The 20,010-nt window shown below is 52.3% G+C and carries 22 protein-coding genes; 15 read left to right on the plus strand and 7 right to left on the minus strand.

The window, feature by feature from the left end:
- Positions 1-7 precede the first annotated feature (7 nt).
- Complete coding sequence (gene purR / locus FGI04_RS06140; RefSeq protein ID WP_342701125.1) at positions 8-1,033, minus strand: HTH-type transcriptional repressor PurR; 1,026 nt, start codon at positions 1,031-1,033, stop codon at positions 8-10.
- 385 nt (positions 1,034-1,418) lie between these two features.
- Here purR and cydH point away from each other — a divergent pair, with 385 nt between their 5' ends.
- Positions 1,419-1,508, plus strand: a complete 90-nt coding sequence (gene cydH, locus FGI04_RS06145; protein ID WP_168365881.1) for a cytochrome bd-I oxidase subunit CydH — start codon at positions 1,419-1,421, stop codon at positions 1,506-1,508.
- 103 nt (positions 1,509-1,611) lie between these two features.
- Here cydH and FGI04_RS06150 read toward each other — a convergent pair whose 3' ends face one another.
- Complete coding sequence (locus tag FGI04_RS06150) at positions 1,612-2,649, minus strand: C40 family peptidase (protein WP_407321524.1); 1,038 nt, start codon at positions 2,647-2,649, stop codon at positions 1,612-1,614.
- Between the two features lie 329 nt (positions 2,650-2,978).
- On the opposite strand from FGI04_RS06150, the gene FGI04_RS06155 reads away from it, so the two are divergent.
- The gene (locus FGI04_RS06155) at positions 2,979-3,329 is read left to right on the plus strand and encodes a Grx4 family monothiol glutaredoxin (protein ID WP_342701123.1); all 351 of its coding nucleotides are present in this window, start codon (positions 2,979-2,981) and stop codon (positions 3,327-3,329) included.
- A gap of 97 nt (positions 3,330-3,426) precedes the next feature.
- Here the strand turns inward: FGI04_RS06155 and rnt are convergent, their stop codons facing one another.
- Both rnt and gloA read right to left on the minus strand, forming a co-directional pair.
- Complete coding sequence (gene rnt / locus FGI04_RS06160; protein ID WP_407321523.1) at positions 3,427-4,107, minus strand: ribonuclease T; 681 nt, start codon at positions 4,105-4,107, stop codon at positions 3,427-3,429.
- A 131-nt stretch (positions 4,108-4,238) separates the two neighbouring features.
- Positions 4,239-4,646: a lactoylglutathione lyase gene (gene gloA / locus FGI04_RS06165; RefSeq protein WP_019845813.1), complete on the minus strand. Its 408-nt coding sequence runs from the start codon at positions 4,644-4,646 to the stop codon at positions 4,239-4,241.
- A 282-nt stretch (positions 4,647-4,928) separates the two neighbouring features.
- On the opposite strand from gloA, the gene FGI04_RS06170 reads away from it, so the two are divergent.
- The gene (locus tag FGI04_RS06170) at positions 4,929-5,168 is read left to right on the plus strand and encodes a DUF1289 domain-containing protein (RefSeq protein ID WP_342701121.1); all 240 of its coding nucleotides are present in this window, start codon (positions 4,929-4,931) and stop codon (positions 5,166-5,168) included.
- Between the two features lie 172 nt (positions 5,169-5,340).
- A complete protein-coding gene (gene slyA, locus FGI04_RS06175) occupies positions 5,341-5,778 on the plus strand; it encodes a transcriptional regulator SlyA (protein ID WP_012884365.1) in 438 nt (145 codons plus the stop codon).
- 456 nt (positions 5,779-6,234) lie between these two features.
- Here the strand turns inward: slyA and FGI04_RS06180 are convergent, their stop codons facing one another.
- Positions 6,235-6,702 (minus strand): outer membrane lipoprotein, encoded by a 468-nt coding sequence (locus FGI04_RS06180; protein ID WP_012884366.1) that lies wholly within the window; start codon positions 6,700-6,702, stop codon positions 6,235-6,237.
- 340 nt (positions 6,703-7,042) lie between these two features.
- On the opposite strand from FGI04_RS06180, the gene anmK reads away from it, so the two are divergent.
- From anmK to pdxY, 5 genes are all read left to right on the plus strand, one after another.
- Positions 7,043-8,170, plus strand: a complete 1,128-nt coding sequence (gene anmK / locus FGI04_RS06185) for an anhydro-N-acetylmuramic acid kinase (RefSeq protein ID WP_342701120.1) — start codon at positions 7,043-7,045, stop codon at positions 8,168-8,170.
- Positions 8,171-8,304: 134 nt separating this feature from the next.
- Positions 8,305-8,613 (plus strand): MliC family protein, encoded by a 309-nt coding sequence (locus FGI04_RS06190; protein ID WP_407273301.1) that lies wholly within the window; start codon positions 8,305-8,307, stop codon positions 8,611-8,613.
- A gap of 108 nt (positions 8,614-8,721) precedes the next feature.
- Entirely contained in the window at positions 8,722-9,420 is a 699-nt protein-coding gene (gene pdxH / locus FGI04_RS06195; protein WP_226093184.1) for a pyridoxamine 5'-phosphate oxidase, read from the plus strand.
- A 138-nt stretch (positions 9,421-9,558) separates the two neighbouring features.
- A complete protein-coding gene (gene tyrS, locus FGI04_RS06200; RefSeq protein ID WP_342701306.1) occupies positions 9,559-10,836 on the plus strand; it encodes a tyrosine--tRNA ligase in 1,278 nt (425 codons plus the stop codon).
- A gap of 213 nt (positions 10,837-11,049) precedes the next feature.
- The gene (gene pdxY, locus FGI04_RS06205) at positions 11,050-11,910 is read left to right on the plus strand and encodes a pyridoxal kinase PdxY (RefSeq protein WP_342701117.1); all 861 of its coding nucleotides are present in this window, start codon (positions 11,050-11,052) and stop codon (positions 11,908-11,910) included.
- Positions 11,911-12,065: 155 nt separating this feature from the next.
- On the opposite strand, the gene gstA is transcribed toward pdxY, so the two are convergent.
- Entirely contained in the window at positions 12,066-12,680 is a 615-nt protein-coding gene (gene gstA, locus FGI04_RS06210; protein ID WP_038904024.1) for a glutathione transferase GstA, read from the minus strand.
- 849 nt (positions 12,681-13,529) lie between these two features.
- On the opposite strand from gstA, the gene FGI04_RS06215 reads away from it, so the two are divergent.
- Positions 13,530-15,149, plus strand: a complete 1,620-nt coding sequence (locus FGI04_RS06215; RefSeq protein WP_407336436.1) for an ABC transporter substrate-binding protein — start codon at positions 13,530-13,532, stop codon at positions 15,147-15,149.
- Positions 15,150-15,214: 65 nt separating this feature from the next.
- On the opposite strand, the gene ribA is transcribed toward FGI04_RS06215, so the two are convergent.
- Complete coding sequence (gene ribA / locus FGI04_RS06220; protein ID WP_342701115.1) at positions 15,215-15,808, minus strand: GTP cyclohydrolase II; 594 nt, start codon at positions 15,806-15,808, stop codon at positions 15,215-15,217.
- A 253-nt stretch (positions 15,809-16,061) separates the two neighbouring features.
- Here ribA and pgpB point away from each other — a divergent pair, with 253 nt between their 5' ends.
- From pgpB to yciH, 5 genes are all read left to right on the plus strand, one after another.
- Positions 16,062-16,838 (plus strand): phosphatidylglycerophosphatase B, encoded by a 777-nt coding sequence (gene pgpB / locus FGI04_RS06225; protein WP_407273303.1) that lies wholly within the window; start codon positions 16,062-16,064, stop codon positions 16,836-16,838.
- Positions 16,839-17,129: 291 nt separating this feature from the next.
- On the plus strand, positions 17,130-17,438 hold the full coding sequence (locus FGI04_RS06230) for a LapA family protein (protein ID WP_012884377.1): 309 nt from the start codon (positions 17,130-17,132) through the stop codon (positions 17,436-17,438).
- An 11-nt stretch (positions 17,439-17,449) separates the two neighbouring features.
- On the plus strand, positions 17,450-18,619 hold the full coding sequence (lapB, locus tag FGI04_RS06235) for a lipopolysaccharide assembly protein LapB (protein WP_342701113.1): 1,170 nt from the start codon (positions 17,450-17,452) through the stop codon (positions 18,617-18,619).
- Positions 18,620-18,846: 227 nt separating this feature from the next.
- Positions 18,847-19,596, plus strand: a complete 750-nt coding sequence (gene pyrF, locus FGI04_RS06240; protein WP_153507946.1) for an orotidine-5'-phosphate decarboxylase — start codon at positions 18,847-18,849, stop codon at positions 19,594-19,596.
- Positions 19,596-19,922 carry a stress response translation initiation inhibitor YciH gene (gene yciH, locus FGI04_RS06245; RefSeq protein WP_038904029.1) on the plus strand — a complete coding sequence of 109 codons (327 nt, stop codon included), beginning with the start codon at positions 19,596-19,598 and terminating at the stop codon, positions 19,920-19,922. The genes pyrF and yciH overlap by 1 nt, the downstream gene beginning before the upstream one ends.
- Positions 19,923-20,010 lie beyond the last annotated feature (88 nt).

Here is a 20,010-nt window from a genome sequence, read left to right on the forward strand (position 1 = left end):
TAATTCATTAACGGCGGTAATCGAGATATGGACCGTCGGCAACAGAACGACGCTCGATCAGCGTCGGGTGGACTTCGATGGTTTGCGCTTCCTCGCGTTTGCTGGTGATGCGGTCAAGCAACATGGAGAATGCCGCTTGTCCCAGTCGTTCCTTAGGCTGATGAATGGTCGTGAGCGCTGGCGTAAAATAGCGGGAGTGGCGCACATTGTCGTAACCGATCACCGAAATATCCTGCGGTACACGCAGGCCCAGTTCATCCGCTGCACAAATCGCCCCCATAGCCATAATATCGCCGCCGCAGAATACCGCCGTCGGTCGCTGTTTTTGCGCCAGAATCTGGTGCATGGCTTTGTAGCCTGATTCGGGTTCAAAGTCACCCTGAACCACCCACTCTTCACGTAGAGGAATATCCGCCTCTTTCAGCGCTTTCAGAAAGCCCAGATAACGCCCGCTGCCAGTATTGCGCCCCTGAGATCCGGGGATGGCGCCGATATCGCGGTGCCCGCGCTCAATCAGATAACGACCGGCCATATACCCACCGGCAAACGCATTATCAACAATGGTATCGGTGAAATCGCTGTGAGCTCCGCCCCAATCCATGACGACCATCGGGATGTGGCGATAATCCGCCAGCATTGACAGCAGTTCAGGCGGGTACTCGGCACACATCACCAGCAGGCCATCAACACGTTTTTGCGCCAGCATGGACAGATAAGCACGCTGTTTATCCTGATTATTGTGAGAGTTACACAGAATCAGCGTATAGCCTCTGGCGTAGCAGCTGTTTTCCACCGCTTCGATAATTTCAGCGAAATAGGGGGCTTCGCTGGAGGTGGCCAGCAGTCCGATGGATTTGGTGTGGTTGACTTTCAGGCTTCGGGCCACCGCACTGGGTGAATAATGCAATTCATCAATAGCTGCGCGTACCGCAGCCTTGGTCTCTTCGGCGACGAAACGTGTTTTATTAATCACGTGTGATACGGTTGTGGTTGAAACGCCTGCGCGTTTTGCCACATCTTTAATCGTTGCCATCTAAAGTGACTCCTGAACTCATCTGTTACAGTCGTGGGTCTGTTACAGCAGTAAATATGTTGTTAATCGTTTGCCTGCGTGAATTTTGCTCCTGCTGGACAACAAGGCAACATTTCAGTAGGAGACATGCCGAGGTGTGTAGCTTGAAGGGAGGGCTGACGCTTCGACCAACGCAGTGTACACGGTAAACTGCGGATTTTGGCCGATTTAGAGCGAAAGGGGAAGAGGCAATTTGTGTTATCTCTGTGACGCAGAAACCGGTTTTTTGACTTCAGTCGGGTCATAATAGACCTATACTTTGTGTGTTTCCCCATCCGCCGGGATACGGTGCTGATTCAGACGTAACGGGATGACGGCGATCATCAGTCACATACAGGAGAATACGATGGATACAAATTTGAAAATGTCACTGTGTAGTACGTTGGTTGCGTTGGCGGTGATCATTGTCTTTGGTTTCACTGCGGTATTGAACTGATAGCAGATCGCCGGTGTAGAAAAAGAAAACAGAAAAGGGGCTAGTGCCCCTTTTCTCGTTATTCATTAGGTCGTTTAGCCGGTGATTATCTGGCGAATCACTGTTAGCGAATGGTCTTCGGTGTCACCACGCGGCGAGCGCCGACATAATGATCCTGCCAGTAATCTTCACTCAATTTACTGATCTTGATATCGGAACCCGATCGCGGTGACTGGATGAAACGGCCATTGCCCAGGTAGACGCCAACGTGGTCGGCAGCGCCGCGGTTGGTGATACGAAAGAACACCAGGTCGCCACTTTCCAGTTCGCTTTTCTTGATGGGAGCCGCGTCACGCAGGTGGAACATCTCATTGGCGGTGCGCGGAATCGGGATTTTTACCACATCTTTATAGGCGTAATACACCAGCCCGCTGCAATCAAAACCTGAATAAGGTGTTGAACCGCCCCAATGATAAGGTTTACCGATTTGGCTCATCAGCTTGTTCATGGCAGTCAATTTAGCGTGCTGATAGCGTTTTTGGTGAGCAGCACTGATGGTCAGCGCCGCTTTATCGTGTTTACCTTTCTTACTTTTACCATGTGAAGATGTGGCCGCTACCTCATCTTCTTCGTCGACCGCCGCTTTACCTTTTTTGTGTGCGCTTTTAGCCACCGCCAGCTCATGGGCTTTGTGGCTGGTTTTAGCTTGCGCCAGCGTCTCTTTCTTTGTTGTTTCTTTTTTTGCCGTTTTAGCTAATACCGCTTTAGTTGCATGAGCACTGTTAGTGGTATGAGTACTGGCAGTATGCGTGCTTTTCTCAGGCTGCGATTTTGTATGAGGGGAATGCGCTACGGCCGCCACCGACTTTTTGTCCGCAGACTTCTTGTCATTGTGCGACTTTGCATTTTTATCATGGCTGGCTACGGTTTTGGCTGGCGTAGACTTCGCGTTTTTCTCCGGTTTTTTGCCGTGCGTCGGCTCCGCACCTTTTTTGTTGGCGTTTTTGGTAACTTTGTTCTTTTTGGATTCATCAAGCGCTTTATTTGCCGTTTCTACGCCAGATTTGCGAGGTAACACTGCACCGCCATGCGGATTAGCCAGCGCCAGACCAGAAAATAGATTACTGAAAAATAATAAAAAGAGCGTAATAAATAACCGCATGATAGTTCTGACCGAATGTTGTCCTCAATCGTTCAATCTTCACAGTATTCCCGAAAATGACCTGATAAAAAAGCGGGAGATAGAATAATCCTACTACAAAATAGTGAGAAAACGTTAACAACAGCGTTTGCTGCTTAATTATCAGGCGATTTGGCGTCGCTTTGTACCGTTACGCGTCGCCCGGATAAAACCCTATAAAAGATAGCGTTTTTTTGTGGCCGTCGCTATCGTTAGAATACAAAACAAAAGAAGCGGTATGCCACGGTTTGCCGCGAGTCATATGAGCGGTCCTGAAGGGCCGTTCATCACGCGCTTGAGGAAGCAATAGAATGACGACAACGACACTTGAAAAAATTCAGCGCCAGATTGCTGAAAACCCGATTCTGCTGTACATGAAAGGCTCTCCCAAACTGCCAAGCTGCGGTTTTTCTGCTCAGGCAGTACAGGCGTTGTCGGCGTGTGGCGAACGTTTTGCCTATGTAGATATTTTGCAGAACCCGGATATCCGCGCCGAATTGCCGAAATATGCCAATTGGCCGACATTCCCGCAGTTGTGGGTGGATGGTGAATTGGTTGGCGGTTGCGACATCGTGATTGAGATGTATCAGCGCGGCGAACTGCAAAAGTTGATTAAAGAGACTGCCGACAAACACCGTTCCGAGCAGGAAGGCCAGCAGTAGTCTTCCTTATTGTCAGGCAGCATTGAGCTGCCTGACAGCCTGTTTATCGTTGTTTTACGCCAGCATAGGACAGCGTGTGAGCAGTAGCTGTACCGCCTTATTCTTCGTCGACAGCCAGTGGCGCGTCTTCGGTATCGCCGACACCGCCCGCCAGCGGCCAACCCCCCATCCGTTTCCACCGATTGACCAGTTCACAAAACAGCTGTGCGGTACGCTCGGTATCATACAGTGCCGAATGTGCCTGACTGGCGTCGAAAGGGATCTCCGCGGCAATACAGGCTTTGGCCAACACGGTTTGCCCCAGCACCAACCCGCTGAGCGCGGCGGTATCAAAAGTGGCAAACGGGTGGAATGGGTTGCGTTTCAGCCCACAACGTTCAGCCGCCGCCATCAGAAAGCTGTGATCGAAGGTCGCGTTATGCGCCACGATGATCGCACGATTACAATTCTGGTCTTTGATACCTTTGCGAACGGCTTTAAAAATGTCATGCAGGGCGTCATATTCACTCACCGCACCGCGCAGAGGATTGGTCGGGTCGATACCGTTAAACGCCAGCGCTTCAGGCCGCAGAATCGCGCCTTCAAAGGGTTCGATATGAAAATGTAAGGTGTCGTCCGGCTGTAACCAACCGCTTTCATCCATTTTCAGCGTTACGGCTGCAATTTCCAGCAGCGCATCAGTTTTCGCGTTGAATCCGGCGGTTTCAACGTCAATCACCACAGGGTAAAAGCCACGAAAACGCGCATTCAGCGCATTCAGGTTATTTTTCTCAGCCATTCGTTTCTTATTTCTTCAGCAACATGCAGTGCGCATTATGGCAAATTGTGTCGGGGGATGCAGCAGCCGGACATGGCATTGTCCCCCGGAAAAGGCAGGTGCCGTCGGCACCTGAACAGACAAGGATAGAATCAGTTACCCAGGCCCTGACCGGCTTGTGAACGCTCAATCAGTTCTATCTTGTAGCCATCTGGGTCTTCAACGAAGGCGATCACCGTCGTGCCGCCTTTGACCGGGCCTGCTTCACGGGTCACTTTGCCGCCCGCCTGACGAATACGCTCACACGCTCCGGCAACATCATCCACACCCAGGGCAATATGACCAAAGGCGGTACCCATGTCATAGCTGTCTACACCCCAGTTGTAGGTCAGTTCGATCACCGCGCCTTCGCTTTCCTCGGTGTAGCCGACAAATGCCAGAGAATATTTATATTCCGGATTGTCACTGGTGCGCAGCAGACGCATGCCCAGTACCTTGGTATAAAAATCGATAGCGCGTTGCAGGTCGCCAACGCGTAGCATGGTGTGAAGTAAACGCATAATGACCCCTATTTTGATCCGTGGGTTAGCCGTCTGGACGATATCGCAGGTATTCCGTTATCGTCTGAAACAATAGGGCCAGAGTATAGCGTCGTTGCCGGGGGGAGTCCAAACCTGTGGCTGAGTGATGTGTTGTGCCGCTGAGTCCTGCTTTGATGCGCGTTTGCCGCCAAACAACCAGGATAAACGGAAATATGGTGGTTAATTGCGTATTAACGCTACGTAAGGCTTGCCAGTGGCAACAATCAAGGTTTCAATAAAGATGTCGGATGAGGAGGTACTGTGGCCGAGCAGCTCGAGCTTTTTCCCGTTCCCAACCCGTGCCGCGGTATCTGTCAGGCGGATGACCGGGGCTTCTGCCGTGGTTGTTTTCGAAGCCGTAGCGAGCGCTTTAATTGGGGAACGATGAGTGATGCGCAAAAACAGGATGTGTTGCGATTATGCCGCCAAAGGATGAAGCGTTCGCAGCGAAATGAGAAAAATTCAACATCCTCAGAACCGGATCAGCCCACCCTGTTTTAATCGACATGGTGATATTTAATGGCATAAATTAAGTTCAAGATCATTTTTAATTAATTATTATTTGCTAGAATAGATAGATAACAATAAGACATTTTTATAAAACTTTCGTTTTAAATCAGAGTTGATTGCAATCCAGGGAAGTTGCTTAGTATGCTAACTATAAGGAGAAGTGATGGAATTGCCGTTAGGTTCTGATTTAGCTCGGTTGGTTCGTGTATGGCGTGCTTTGATTGATCATCGATTGAAGCCTCTAGAGCTCACTCAAACTCACTGGGTCACGCTGCATAATATTCACCAACTGCCTCCGGGGCAGTCCCAAATTCAACTTGCCAAGGCGATTGGAATAGAACAGCCTTCGTTGGTGCGAACGTTGGATCAATTGGAAGACAAAGGGTTAATTACCCGACATATTTGTGCCCATGATCGACGCGCCAAACGAATTCTGTTAACCGATATGGCCGATCCGATCATCCAGGCGGTCAATGATGTTATTGACCAAACACGCAGTGAAATATTAGATGGTATTACCCCTGCCGAAGTGGATGAGTTAGCCACTATTATCTCCCGGCTGGAAAAAAACATATTGGCATTACATGAGACTCAGTCTTAATTAATAGAAGCAGTAAATGTCCCGGTAGGTAATTCGAATTTCAGGCAATATATACTCACAATGATTCGAGTAGCGGGACAGTGCGCTTGCGTGTTGTACAATGGCATGTTGTTCAATTTTATGTTGCTCAATTGTATGTTGTGCAAGGCGTTAACCCTTCATTGCAAGATTCATGATGAATCTTGCAATGCGGTAATCGGGCATATTTGAAGTGACTTGCATGAATAAGTCACTGAGATAACGTGCAACGTCATCGGGAGCGGCGTTGTGTTCGATAGGCCTCAGACCTGAAGGGTAAAAGTCAGGGCTGGACTGATAACACCAACATTCCTGTAACCTGAAGTTATAACAGGTATGACGTTATAACGGGTATAGCGTACGAATATCTGAACAGGCGAGTCGGATGAGGGCGATAAGGCAATCACCACCCGTTGGGTGGTGATTGATTATTATCGCTTAGCGAGGAGATACCGTGATGGAACGACCATTACTGGCCATCGCTACACGCTGACCGGCGTGGAATTTGGTGTCGCCTTGTTTTTGTACCACCATGATGGTGCTGCCGTCATCTTTACGGATTTCCAGCTCAACCCCCTGAACGCGGTTAACCGCGCCTTCAATGCTGTTACCCGCAACGCCACCTGCAACCGCGCCTGCCGCTGTTGCCAGATTACGACCCGTACCACGACCGATAGTATTCCCCACCAGTCCGCCCAGTACCGCGCCACCGATCGTACCGATGACATTGCTGTCTTCCCCGGCCTGAATCTGTACCGGACGGGTGGAGACAACGGTACCGTAGGTTACCGTCTGGACTTGTTTGGCTTCAGATGCACTATAAACGTCTCCTGACAGAGTACTGGTGTTAGCACAACCCGCCAGTGTGATACCTGCTAAAGTGATCACGAGAAAACGTTTCATCATAGAAAGACTCCTGTTATAGCTGTGTCTGTGTCGGAAGGCGCAGCCTGAGCCGACGAATTATCTCTTGTCGCATTATGGCGTGGTCGAACGCACCATTCTACTGTGTCGATTAGCATCAAAGATAGAATAGCGCGACTAAATTGATAATAAACGCGTTATAAAGTTCCTTGAGAATCCTTCTTTTTCTGAAAAAAGGCACTGAATGATAATGGGCGATCTGTTCTGGCATCTGTCTGACAAAAAAGACAAAATTGGGCCAGAAAACCGCGCTCCACGAACCGTGTGCGCCGATGCCGCTATGGCGTAACAGGCGGTCATTTACATAACGAAAGGTAACCCGATGAGGTCTGGAAGATATATTGGCGTGATGTCTGGCACCAGCCTGGATGGTGTCGATGTGGTGCTGGCCGCCATTGACGAGCACACCGTTGCACAGCAAGCCAGTTATTGTCACCCGATTTCGCCTGAGATTCGCCAGACGATACTGAGCATGAATCAAGGGCAGGCGGTAACGCTTTCCGAGCTGGGGCGGCTTGATACCCGCCTTGGCGCGCTGTTTGCCGACGCGGTACAGGCGTTATTACGCCAGACCGGCCTGAATGCGAGGGATATTACCGCGATTGGTTGTCATGGCCAGACGGTTTGGCATGAACCAGACGGCGATGCCCCTTGTACGATGCAGATTGGCGATTGTAACCGTATTGCCGCGGTGACCGGCATCACCACCGTGGGTGATTTTCGACGGCGTGACATGGCGTTGGGCGGGCAAGGGGCACCGCTGGTACCCGTTTTTCACCACGCTTTGCTGCAACATCCAGTGGAGCGACGAATCGTACTGAACATCGGCGGGATCGCCAATATTTCGGTGCTGGCTCCGGGGAAGGCGGTAAAAGGTTACGACACCGGGCCAGGTAATATGCTGTTGGATGCCTGGGTATGGCGCAATCGGGCGCAGCCCTATGACAAAGATGCCGCCTGGGCGCTGACGGGGCAGGTGGATAACCGCTTACTGAGCCACATGCTGGCCGACTGGTATTTCGGTCTGGCGGCACCAAAGAGTACCGGGCGTGAGTACTTCAATCTGACATGGCTGGAAAGGCAACTGGCGTCGTTTGCACGTTTGTACCCGGAGCGTTTGCGCCCGGAAGATGTGCAGGCTACGCTGGTGGCGCTGACGGCGGAAAGCATCGCGGAACAGGTGCTGCTGACCGGTGGTTGTGAACGCGTACTGGTGTGTGGCGGTGGCGCACGTAATCCATTGCTGATGAGCCAACTGTCAGCGCGTCTGCCGGGTATTGAGGTTTGCCCGACCGATAACTTCGGTATCCGGGGTGATGATATGGAGGCGCTAGCGTTCGCCTGGCTGGCATTTCGTACCTTGTCGGGGTTGCCGGGCAATTTACCCTCGGTGACGGGTGCCAGCCGTGAAACTGTCCTGGGGGCGATTTATCCCGCGATGGTACCGTAAATCGGATGAGGGTGGCGTAATCAGATTTTGCCGACAGGCCTGTTAGCGCGTTGTTGATAGACTCCTCTTTTGTGCGATGGTTCGGATGGGATGCCGGAATCGTCGAATGCCAGAAAAAGACGGAGAAAAATAAGATGAAACCACTGTTTATGGCTGGGGCATTGGTCTTGCTCAGTGGCTGCGCCCATTTTATGCCGACGGCGAAGCCACAAACCTTACACTACCAATGTGGCACCATGCCGCTTACCGTCACACTGAATTCCGGCCAAAAGGTCGATAGCGTGACGTTCCTGCTGGATGGCGAATCTCACACTTTGCCACAGGTGCCGGCTGCGTCTGGTACGCGTTACAGCGATGATCGTTATACGTTCTGGAGCAAGGGTCAACAGGCGTTTATCGTCAGAGGCGACAGAATCATCGTGAATGATTGCGTGTTGCAGTAAGGCCGTTTCTATGCCGTTGTATGTCGTTGCGGGCGTTGAGATTTCGGCGACGCGGGAGCAAAATGGGCCATTCCCCTTTCTCGCCCGATAAGGCAACGGCAGGATTGCATGACCACAGAAAACGACAATGCCCGCAACAAGGTGGCCCTTGCGCCGGAACAGGCCGCAAGCGTCGATATCGCCGATTTGCGGCGTGAATACACTCAAGGCGGCCTGCGCCGTCGTGACCTCACCGCCAACCCGCTCGATCTGTTTGAACGCTGGCTGAAACAAGCCTGCGAAGCGCAATTGGCGGATCCTACCGCGATGTGCGTGGCAACGGTCGACGAGCAGGGCCAGCCTTATCAGCGCATCGTACTGCTGAAACACTATGACGAAAAAGGCATGGTGTTTTATACCAATATGGGCAGCCGCAAGGCTCAGCAATTGGCTGCCAATGCCCGTATCAGTCTGCTGTTCCCCTGGCACATGCTGGAGCGTCAGGTCATCGTCCTGGGTAAGGCGGAAAAACTGCCGATGCTCGATGTCATGAAGTATTTCCATAGTCGCCCGCGCGATAGCCAGATTGGTGCCTGGGTTTCCAAGCAGTCCAGCCGCATCTCTGCCCGGAGTATGCTGGAAAGCAAATTCTTTGAAATGAAGCAGAAGTTCCAGCAAGGTGAGATTCCACTGCCGAGCTTCTGGGGTGGGTTCCGTGTCACTATCGAGTCGGTGGAGTTCTGGCAGGGGGGCGAGCACCGCCTGCATGACCGTTTTCTGTACCAACGCGAGGGCAATGGCTGGACAATTGACCGGCTGGCACCCTAAATCACCGGAATTTGTTGAGTTAAGCGCTGGCACTCCCGGTGACGGCGCTTTATTCTATGTCACCCTGAATTATTACTTTCGCCGCTATGGCGAAAAGTCGTGTACCGGCAAAGGTGCAGTCGTTTATACATGGAGACTTTGATGGCAAGCAATCTGATTCAACAATTGCAAGAGCGGGGCCTGGTGGCCCAGGTAACGGACGAGGGCGCGTTAGCAGAGCGACTGGCGCAGGGGCCAATTGCACTGTATTGCGGCTTCGACCCGACCGCCGACAGCTTGCATTTGGGACATCTGGTACCGCTGCTGTGCCTGAAACGCTTTCAGATGGCCGGACACAAACCGGTAGCGCTGGTGGGTGGTGCTACAGGGTTGATTGGCGACCCGAGTTTCAAAGCCGCCGAGCGTAAGCTGAATACCGAAGAAACAGTGCAGGAGTGGGTGGAGAAAATCCGCCGTCAGGTCGCTCCTTTCCTGGATTTTGACTGCGGCACCAACAGCGCTATAGCAGCCAACAACTACGATTGGTTTGGTTCCATGAACGTGCTGACGTTCCTGCGCGATATCGGTAAGCATTTCTCCGTCAACCAGATGATCAACAAAGAAGCGGTCAAGCAACGTCTGAACCGCGATGACGTGGGCATTTCCTTCACCGAGTTTTCCTACAACCTGTTGCAGGGCTACGACTTTGCTTCGCTGAATGCGCTGCATGGCGTGGAGTTGGAGATTGGTGGTTCTGATCAGTGGGGTAACATCACCTCCGGGATCGACCTGACCCGTCGCCTGCATCAGAAGCAGGTGTTCGGCTTGACGGTTCCGTTGATCACCAAGGCTGATGGGACCAAATTTGGTAAAACCGAAGGTGGAGCAGTATGGCTGGATCCGAAGAAGACCAGTCCGTACAAGTTCTACCAGTTCTGGATCAACACCTCTGACGCGGATGTGTATCGCTTCCTGAAGTTCTTCACCTTCCTCGACATTGACGTTATCAATGCGCTGGAAGAAGAGGACAAGAATAGTGGGGTGGCGCCGCGTGCTCAGTACGTTCTGGCGGAAGAAGTGACCCGTCTGGTGCATGGCGAAGAGGGGCTGACAGCCGCTAAACGTATCACCCAGAGTCTGTTTAACGGTAACCTGAGCGACCTGACTGAAGCGGATTTCGCGCAACTGGCGCAAGACGGCGTACCGATGGTGGAACTGGCGACAGGCGCGGATTTACAACAGGCGCTGGTTGATTCTGAATTGCAGCCCTCTCGTGGGCAGGCGCGTAAGACCATCGCCTCCAACGCGATCACGATCAACGGTGAAAAACAGTCTGATCCAGAATACACCTTTACGGATGCTGACCGTCTGTTTGGCCGTTATACCTTGCTGCGTCGGGGCAAGAAAAACTACTGCCTGGTCTGCTGGAAAGACTGATAGCGACACTGAAGGGAGCAACATGCTCCCTTCGTTTTTAGGTATCTCCCCACAGTGGGGGATAGCCTGACAAGCTCACCAGGTAATACCGTATCAGCCATACCGTGGCGGACGGGATAACAGCATGACGCTGTTCGATAAGAAACGGTTTAATAACCAGCAGTATATAAAAACAAGCACATCGCATTTGAGCAGGCAAAGGTAGTCACTTTCATGAAAAACATACTGTCGATTCAGTCTCACGTGGTTTTCGGTCATGCCGGCAACAGCGCGGCGGAGTTCCCCATGCGTCGGATGGGCGTCAATGTCTGGCCGCTGAATACCGTGCAATTCTCCAACCACACGCAATATGGTCAGTGGACAGGCTGTGTTATGCCCGCCGAACACCTGACCGAAATTGCTCAGGGCATCAGTAATATTGATCATCTGAAGGACTGCGACGCAGTACTGAGTGGGTATATTGGCTCACCAGAGCAGGGTGGGCATATTCTGGAGGTAGTACGCCGGGTGAAGGCGGCGAATCCGCGAGCCATTTATTTCTGCGACCCGGTAATGGGTACGCCGGAAAAAGGCTGCATTGTGCCAGCAGGAGTGACGGATTTTCACTGCAATCAGTCACTGCAGGCAAGCGACATGATTGCCCCCAACCTGCCGGAACTGGAGCTGCTGAGCGGGCGGACGATTCATACGGTAGAGGAAGCCGTGCAGGCCAGTCGTGAACTGTGTCAGCGCGGGCCGCAACTGGTGCTGGTTAAACACTTAAGCCGTGCAGCCGCCAGTAAAGACAGTTTTGAAATGTTGCTGGTTACCCCGAAAGAGGCCTGGCATATCCAGCGGCCGCTGGTGGATTTTGGACCGCGCCAGCCGGTGGGAGTGGGTGACCTGACCAGCGGTTTGTTACTGGTGAGTCTGCTAAAAGGCGTCGCGCCGGAAAAAGCGCTGGAACACACCACGGCGGCCGTCTACGAGGTGATGTTAGTCACCAAAGAAATGGAACAATACGAACTGCAACTGGTGGCCGCGCAGGATGGCATCGTACAGCCGCGTCACCATTTCCAGGCCGTTCGTCTGTAGTTGCTAAATCGGTAGTCACTAAATGTGTAGCCACTAAAAGCTACTAAAATCAGTAGTGACTAAAACCAGCGGTGACCTGCATATCATAACGGGGCGTTGAGCCCCGTTATGGTTACTGCGATAAGTGCAGTGTGTATTTCCATCATTCTGACTTGTCAGAATTTCACTTCAAGCCCTTCCGCCGTCAGCGCTTTTTCTACCGCCGGTCGCCCGGAAACACGTTCCAGATAAGCCACCAACGCAGGGAATTGGAGCAGGTTAAATTTCAGGTCATGTGCCCAGCGAGAAATGGTGAACAGGTAAGCATCGGCGACGCCAAACCGGTTACCGACCAGATAATCGTGTTCGCTGAGTACCTGATTCAGGTAACGAAAGCGTTGTTCCAGATAGCTTTTCAGCAAATCTTTGTACAGTTCCGGTGTTCCGGGGCGGAACAGCGGCGTGAACGATTTGTGCAATTCAGTGGAAATGTAGGCCAGCCACTCAATGGCGCGGTAGTGATGGATAGTGCTGGATGGTGCTATCAGATTATATTGCGGTGCTTTGTCTGCCAGATACAGGGCGATAGCAATATTTTCCGTCAAAATCGTTCCGTCATCCAATGCCAGCGCCGGGACCATTCCTTTGGGGTTGATCTGCAGGTAGTCGACATCCTGCTCGGTTCTCTTGGTACGCAGGTCGACATTCACCAGTGTGAACTTGGCCCGGGTCTCATGCAGGATGATATGAGGAAACAGTGAGCAACTTCCCGGTTTGTAATAGAGTTTCATTCGCCATTCCTTCAGTAAACGTCTTTGCGGTGAGTTGTAGTGTCAGGTATATCGTGTCAGTGCATGTTGTATCAAAACATGTTCTATCAGAGCATGTTCTATCAGAGCATAGTGTTAACAACGTAAGCGTTTTCACACGATCATGTAAATTCATATTGCTATAAATCACAGAATCAGGCTGTGCGCGGCATCGCAAGATAAGAGTGCTGTGAAATCAACGCACTGCCGGGTTGTCTCCTTTTCCCAATATTCGTTAGTCTGCAGAGAGTCCTCCTCTTCCTATTGTTATCGGTTGCAATGAGGGAATGTTCACCCTGATGTGTGGTTTATCTTACAATTCGGTGTGTTAAAAATGCGTTAAACGTGCTGTCCGTTATCAATCAATACGCCATGACGGTCGCTCGACGATAATGCAATGCGGAAGTCTCCAGCCATCGGACAAATCCGTTGCCATCCACACCGCATATCCGCGGATGTAAAACCATTATCTGGTGAAGCGCAGGGCGCCCTGGCACCATCACGCTATTCTTATTCTGGCTCAGGTCGTTGCTACGAACGTTCTGCACATATGGCTGTGTTCAGTGTGATCAGGATGGCTGTGATCTGGATGATTGTGATCTGGATGATTGTGCCCAGCGTCTATGTCGAGCGCGTTTTGCCATGATGATGTGTGACGGGAATTGTGCGTTGCGTACTTGTACTGTTCTCACGGATACAGTATTAGTGGTTGATGGTTTAATGCCATGATTCATAACATAAAATTATTACACCTGAATAATTCAAGTCGTGGGGTAACGGTCGTTATACCACGGTAAATGGAAATAAGACCGTCATGCAGAGGAGCAGAGAATGACGATAGACAAGGGTTGGCTGGCATCCATTTTGGGTGTGTTGAGTGTCGCAGCGGTTTCAGTGCAGGCAGCGGTGGTACCGGCGGGTGTACAACTGGCAGATAAACAGGAACTGGTTCGTGCCAATGGGTCCGAGCCCGCGTCGCTGGATCCACATAAAGTGGAAAGTGATGTTGAAGGGAACCTGGTCCACGATTTTTTTGAAAAGTTGGTGTCGGTGCACGATGACGGCACGGTGGCACCCGGTTTGGCGGATCGCTGGGAAAATAAAGACAATCAGGTCTGGACGTTCCACCTGCGCCCGGGGCTGAAATGGTCGGACGGTAGCCCGATCACCGCTGATGATGTGGTATTTAGCTGGCAGCGTCTGATAGACCCCAAAACCTTGTCGCCGTATCAAAGTTACCTCGGCAGTATGCATGTGCTGAATGCCAGCGATATTATCGCGGGTAAGAAGAGCACGCAGGAACTGGGTATTAAGGCATTGGATAAACAAACGGTACAGGTAACGCTGGATCAACCGCTGTCTTATTTCCTGCCAATGGTCGACCACTATGTGATGGTGACCGTGCCGAAAGCAGCCATTGAGAAATTCGGCGACAAATGGACCCAAACGAGCAATTTTGTCGGCAGCGGACCGTTTGTGCCGACCGAGTGGGTCGTCAACGAGCGTATCACCGCCAAACGTAACGTTAACTATTGGGATAACGCGCACACGGTATTGAACAAAGTGACCTATCTGGTCATCGTGTCCAATACGGCCGAAGTCAACCGCTATAAAGCGGGGGAAGTCGACACAACGTACACCATGCCCAACCAGCTGTTTAAATCCTTGCAACAGGAATTACCGAATGAAGTGAAGGTGACGCCGTATCTCTCGACGTATATTTATCGCTTCAATACCCAAAAACCCCCGTTTAATGACCCACGGGTCAGACGTGCGCTGGATCTGGCGCTCGATAAGAGCGTGATTGCCGATAAGGTGCTGGGGCAGGGCCAGGTACCGGCGTATAACTACGTGCCTCGTGGCATGGCTGGCTATACCAGCAATCAGCCGGAATGGGCGAACTGGACGCAGCAGCAGCGTAACGCTGAAGCGAAAAAACTGCTCAAGGAAGCGGGCTACGATGCAAGTCATCCGCTGAAATTCCAGTTGTTGTATAACACCTCCGAGTCCCATCAAAAGATTGCTATTGCTGCCGCTTCGATGTGGAAGCAGAATCTCGGCGCGGAGGCGACATTGCTGAATCAGGAGTGGAAAACGCTGCTGGATACCTCACGTACCGGCAACTTCGAGGTAGTGAGGAACTCCTGGGGGGCTGACTATAATGAACCTTCCACCTATTTTGACACCCTGCGTGCCAACGACAGTAATAATACCGGCAAGTTTACTGACAAGGCGTACGACGAGGTGTTGGATAAAGCGGTGATGGCATCGTCGCTGGAGGCGCGCAACGCGCTTTATCATCAGGCGGAAACTATCCTGCAACAGCAGATGCCGTTGATCCCGATTTATTATTACGTGCGTAGCCAGATGGTGAAGCCGTATGTGGGTGGGTTTAAACCTGACCTGAAAGGGGATTTTTACAGCAAGGATATTTATATCGTCAAACATTGATTGGCGATCATTGATTGTCGAGAGCACACCAGGCGGTTACCGCCTGGTGTGACGATGAAGGGGGATTATTCGCTGTCCAGCAAGTGGCCCATTTTGGCGGCCTTGGTGGCCAGATAATGCTCGTTTTTCGGATTGCGGCCAACGATGAGTGGCACACGTTCAACGATGTTGATGCCCGCTTCGGTCAGGATGGTGACTTTCTTCGGGTTGTTGGTCAAAAGACGTACTGCTTCCACGTTCAGTAGCTTGAACATATCCGCACACAGTGTGAAATCACGCTCGTCGGCAGCGAAGCCCAATTGGTGGTTCGCTTCCACCGTGTCGGCACCTTGATCCTGTAGCGCATAAGCCCGGATCTTATTCAACAGACCGATGTTACGTCCTTCCTGACGGTGATACAGCAGAATGCCGCGCCCTTCTTCGGCAATGTGATTAAGTGCCGCTTCCAGTTGAAAGCCACAATCACAACGCAGGCTAAACAGTGCATCTCCCGTCAGACATTCAGAGTGTACTCGCGCCAGTACCGGTTCGGGACTGGAAATATCACCGTACACTAACGCCAGGTGATCGCGCCCGGTTGCTGTTTCCTCGAATCCTACCATTAGGAAATCGCCCCACGGAGTGGGTAGTTTGGCTTCCGCCACCCGTTTTAGCTGCATGTTACTCTCCAACGCATAAATGATAAATTCCCGCTCCAGGCAGGAAGGGAATCTCGTATCGCCGCTGCCGGGCTGCGCTCCGGTGGCGGATAGTCACCTGCTTTGTTATCGATGACTGAATGATTCGGGATAATCGTGGTGTCGTTGACAGAACTGACAGATAGTTTACGTCATACTGAAAACCGATGTCCCATTTTTTGATAAAAATGTAAAAATTTTGTTCTAATATCCTGCTGAATTATAGGGAGAAGTAATGTACGACCTCGCCAGACGCACCGTAATTGGCACAATATCGTTGATGGTGTTGCCTATATTGGTCTGGATCACGGGATGGCACTGGCAGCCAACCGTGTCAGGATGGTGGCTCAAACCGTTATTCTGGATGACACAGACAGTATCAGCCCCGTGGGGAATTCTGACCAGCGTGGTGCTGTCGGCCTGTTTTCTGTGGCTGCTGCGACTACCTCTGCGCCCGACGTTGACTCTGCTGGCTATCCTGTTTGCCAGCATTGTGCTGGGGCAGGGTGTGAAATCCGTAACGAAAAACCTGACGCAGGAAGCCCGGCCATTTGTGGTCTGGCTCGAACAAGCGCATCAGGTGGATGAACACTATTTTTACTCATTACCCGCCAGCGAGCGCGCCAGTTTGCTGGAACAGCAACTTCAGCAAGTCTCGCAATTGCCACCATGGCAGCGCCAGCATTGGCAGGAACAGGCGGATTACTCCTTCCCATCGGGCCACACCGTGTTTGCCGCTACCTGGGCGTTGCTGGCGGTGGGATTACTGTGGACGCGGCGTCATTATCTGATGGTTTCTCTCATCGTATTGTGGGCGAATAGTGTGATTGCCAGCCGCTTGTTGCTGGGGATGCACTGGCCGCAGGACGTGGCAGCCGCCACCTTGATAGGCATGGTGGTCTCGCTGGTGGCAGTCTTGCTGGCGCAGCGCTGGTGTGGACCACTGCTGGCGGTAGCGCCACCCAAAATAGCAACACGGTACCCCCAGCAAGCCCGCCCGAACGCCCGATGATTGCTGATAAGGAAATCGGTTGAGTGGGTATGGCGACGTGAATATCCATCATCTGGATATTCACAACCGGTGGATACGAATGCCGGTAGATACCTATGATAACAAGGCGGCTTCGCGGATTGACTGTCGCAGCCGCCGCTGATGTGTCGCTAGTGTGCCGCTCACCCCCGTTTTTCCTTTTACGGCCCCCGTTAGCGTTCCCCCTCCGCTGAGGAAATGTTAAGTTAATAGGGTTCACTGCCGAAATTTGGCATAATTCATCCGTTTAAGGCGATATCACAGGAAGCGAACGTGAAATATATGCTGATTTTTTTTCTGGTGCTGGCGGTATTTATCGTATCGATCACGCTGGGAGCGCATAACGATCAGGTGATTACTTTTAACTACCTGCTGGCTCAGGGGGAATACCGGTTGTCGACGTTGCTAGCAACGCTGTTTGCCGCTGGTTTTGCGCTCGGCTGGGTGATCTGTGGCCTGTTTTATCTGCGCCTGCGCATTGCGCTAGGGCGGGAACAACGTAAAATCAAACGTCTTGAGCAGCAACTGTCTGCCCCGGAGAGCGCCAGCGGTGCGACCTCCGCTGAGTCCGCTACCCACTAAGGATCGCCTCCATGCTAGAACTGCTGTTTCTGTTGCTGCCGGTTGCCGCCGCCTATGGCTGGTATATGGGGCGCAGGAGTGCACAGCAGGACAAGCAGGACGAAACCAACCGCCTGTCGCGCGATTATGTCACTGGGGTAAACTTTCTGCTGTCTAACCAGCAGGATAAAGCGGTCGAGTTGTTTCTCGACATGCTCAAAGATGACAGCAATACCTTTGAAGCTCACCTGACGCTAGGCAACCTGTTTCGCTCGCGCGGCGAGGTTGACAGGGCTATCCGTATCCATCAGGCGCTCACCGAAAGCGCGTCCCTCAGTTTTGAACAACGCCTGCTGGCGGTACAACAGTTGGGGCGTGATTACATGGTGGCCGGTTTGTACGACCGCGCCGAAGAGATTTTTAAGCAACTGGTGGATGAAGAGGATTTTCGCGTCAGCGCGTTGCAGCAACTGCTTCAGATTCATCAATCTACCAGTGACTGGCCAAACGCTATCGACACCGCCGAAAAGCTGGTGAAATTGGGCAAAACGCAATTTCGCAGTGAAATCGCCCACTTCTACTGTGAACAGTCGCTACAGGCGATGGGCAGCGATGATCTTGATAAAGCCCTGGCGATGTTGAAAAAGGCATCGGCGGCGGATAGTCAATGCGCGCGCGCGTCCATCATGCTGGGGCGCATTTATATGGCGCAGCAGAATTACGCGCAGGCTGTTGCATTACTGCAGCAGGTTCTGGAACAGGATACCGAACTGGTCAGTGAAACTCTGCCGATGTTGCAGGAGTGCTACCGTCACCTGCAACAACCTGAAGGGTGGGCGGCATTTCTGCGTCGTTGTGTTGAAGAGAAAAGTGGTTCCACGGCAGATCTGATGATGGCCGATGTGCTGGAACAGTATGAAAGCACCGAGTCGGCACAGACTTACGTCACGCGCCAGTTGCAGCGCCATCCCACAATGCGGGTGTTCCACCGGTTGATCGACTACCATCTGCGTGAAGCGGAAGATGGCCGTGCCAAAGAAAGCCTGCTGGTGCTGCGTAACATGGTTGGCGAGCAAATCCAGGCCAAACCACGTTACCGTTGCCATAAATGCGGTTTTACCTCGCAATCACTCTACTGGCATTGTCCTTCCTGCCGTACCTGGGCCAGTGTTAAGCCGATTCGCGGGTTGGACGGGGAATAAGTCGTCCGGCCATTCTGCTCCCCAACCGCTGCCAGAACGGCTCGTCACGTCACCCCGCCATTTTCACTTCATCCTGCACGACGCATATTAGTTACAACATACTAAAGTCCGATGGACGCTACGCCTGGGTTAAGCGTCGGCGTGGTTTGGCATTTAGGAGCAGGGGCAGGTAGAATGCGCGCCATAAAATGATTAACTCACTCAGGCTTAACGACGGGAGCATACCAGTGAACAGCCCAATCATCTCTTCGAATACGACGCCTTCGCATATCACGGCTTCAGGCTCGCCGATTATTGTGGCGCTGGATTACGCCGATCAACATGCCGCCTATGCGTTTGTCGACCGTATCGATCCGCGTGACTGTCGGCTGAAGGTCGGCAAAGAGATGTTCACGCTGTTCGGGCCGCAGCTGGTCAGCGATTTGCAACAGCGTGGTTTTGAGGTGTTTCTCGATCTTAAGTTTCATGATATTCCCAATACCACGGCCAGAGCCGTAGCCGCTGCGGCAGAATTGGGCGTATGGATGGTGAATGTCCACGCCAGCGGAGGGGCTCGCATGATGACGGCTGCCCGTGAGGCGCTGGTGCCGTTTGGTAGTGACGCGCCGTTACTGATTGCGGTGACGGTACTGACCAGCATGGATGACGCAGACTTGCAGGGACTGGGGATTACGCTCTCTCCGGCCGAGCAGGCAGAAAAGCTGGCGCGGTTGACCCAGCAGTGTGGTCTGGATGGGGTGGTGTGTTCTGCCCATGAAGCCGTGCGGCTCAAACAGGTGTGCGGTGCAGATTTCCGGCTGGTTACCCCAGGTATTCGCCCGGCGGGCAGCGATGCCGGCGATCAGCGTCGGATTATGACGCCGCAGCAGGCACAACACGCCGGTGTGGATTATATGGTGATTGGCCGTCCTATTACCCAGTCCGCTGATCCGGCTTTGACCCTGAAAACGATTTTGGCTTCGCTGGGAGAGAAATAATGCGCGACGATAACAGCCGGCTGGTGTATTCCACCGAAACCGGGCGTATTGATGAACCCGAGCAGAAAGCGGCCCGTCCGAAAGGGGACGGTATTGTGCGCATTCAACGCCAGACCAGTGGCCGCAAGGGTAAGGGCGTTTGTCTGATTACCGGTATCGATCTGGATGACACGGCGCTGGACGTACTGGCAGCCGAACTGAAAAAGAAGTGCGGTTGTGGCGGTGCGGTTAAAGACGGGGTGATCGAAATTCAGGGCGACAAACGCGATCAACTCAAGCAACTGCTGGAAGCCAAAGGGATGAAGGTCAAGCTGGCTGGGGGGTAAACCTCCTCTGTGCCGCGACAGGCATTGATGACAGCATGAAAATAGCAGTATGAAAACAAACAGGCTCCCTTGGGAGCCTGTTTGTTTT

It is taken from the genome of Dickeya ananatis, assembly GCF_019464615.1.
GTDB lineage: Bacteria > Pseudomonadota > Gammaproteobacteria > Enterobacterales > Enterobacteriaceae > Dickeya > Dickeya oryzae.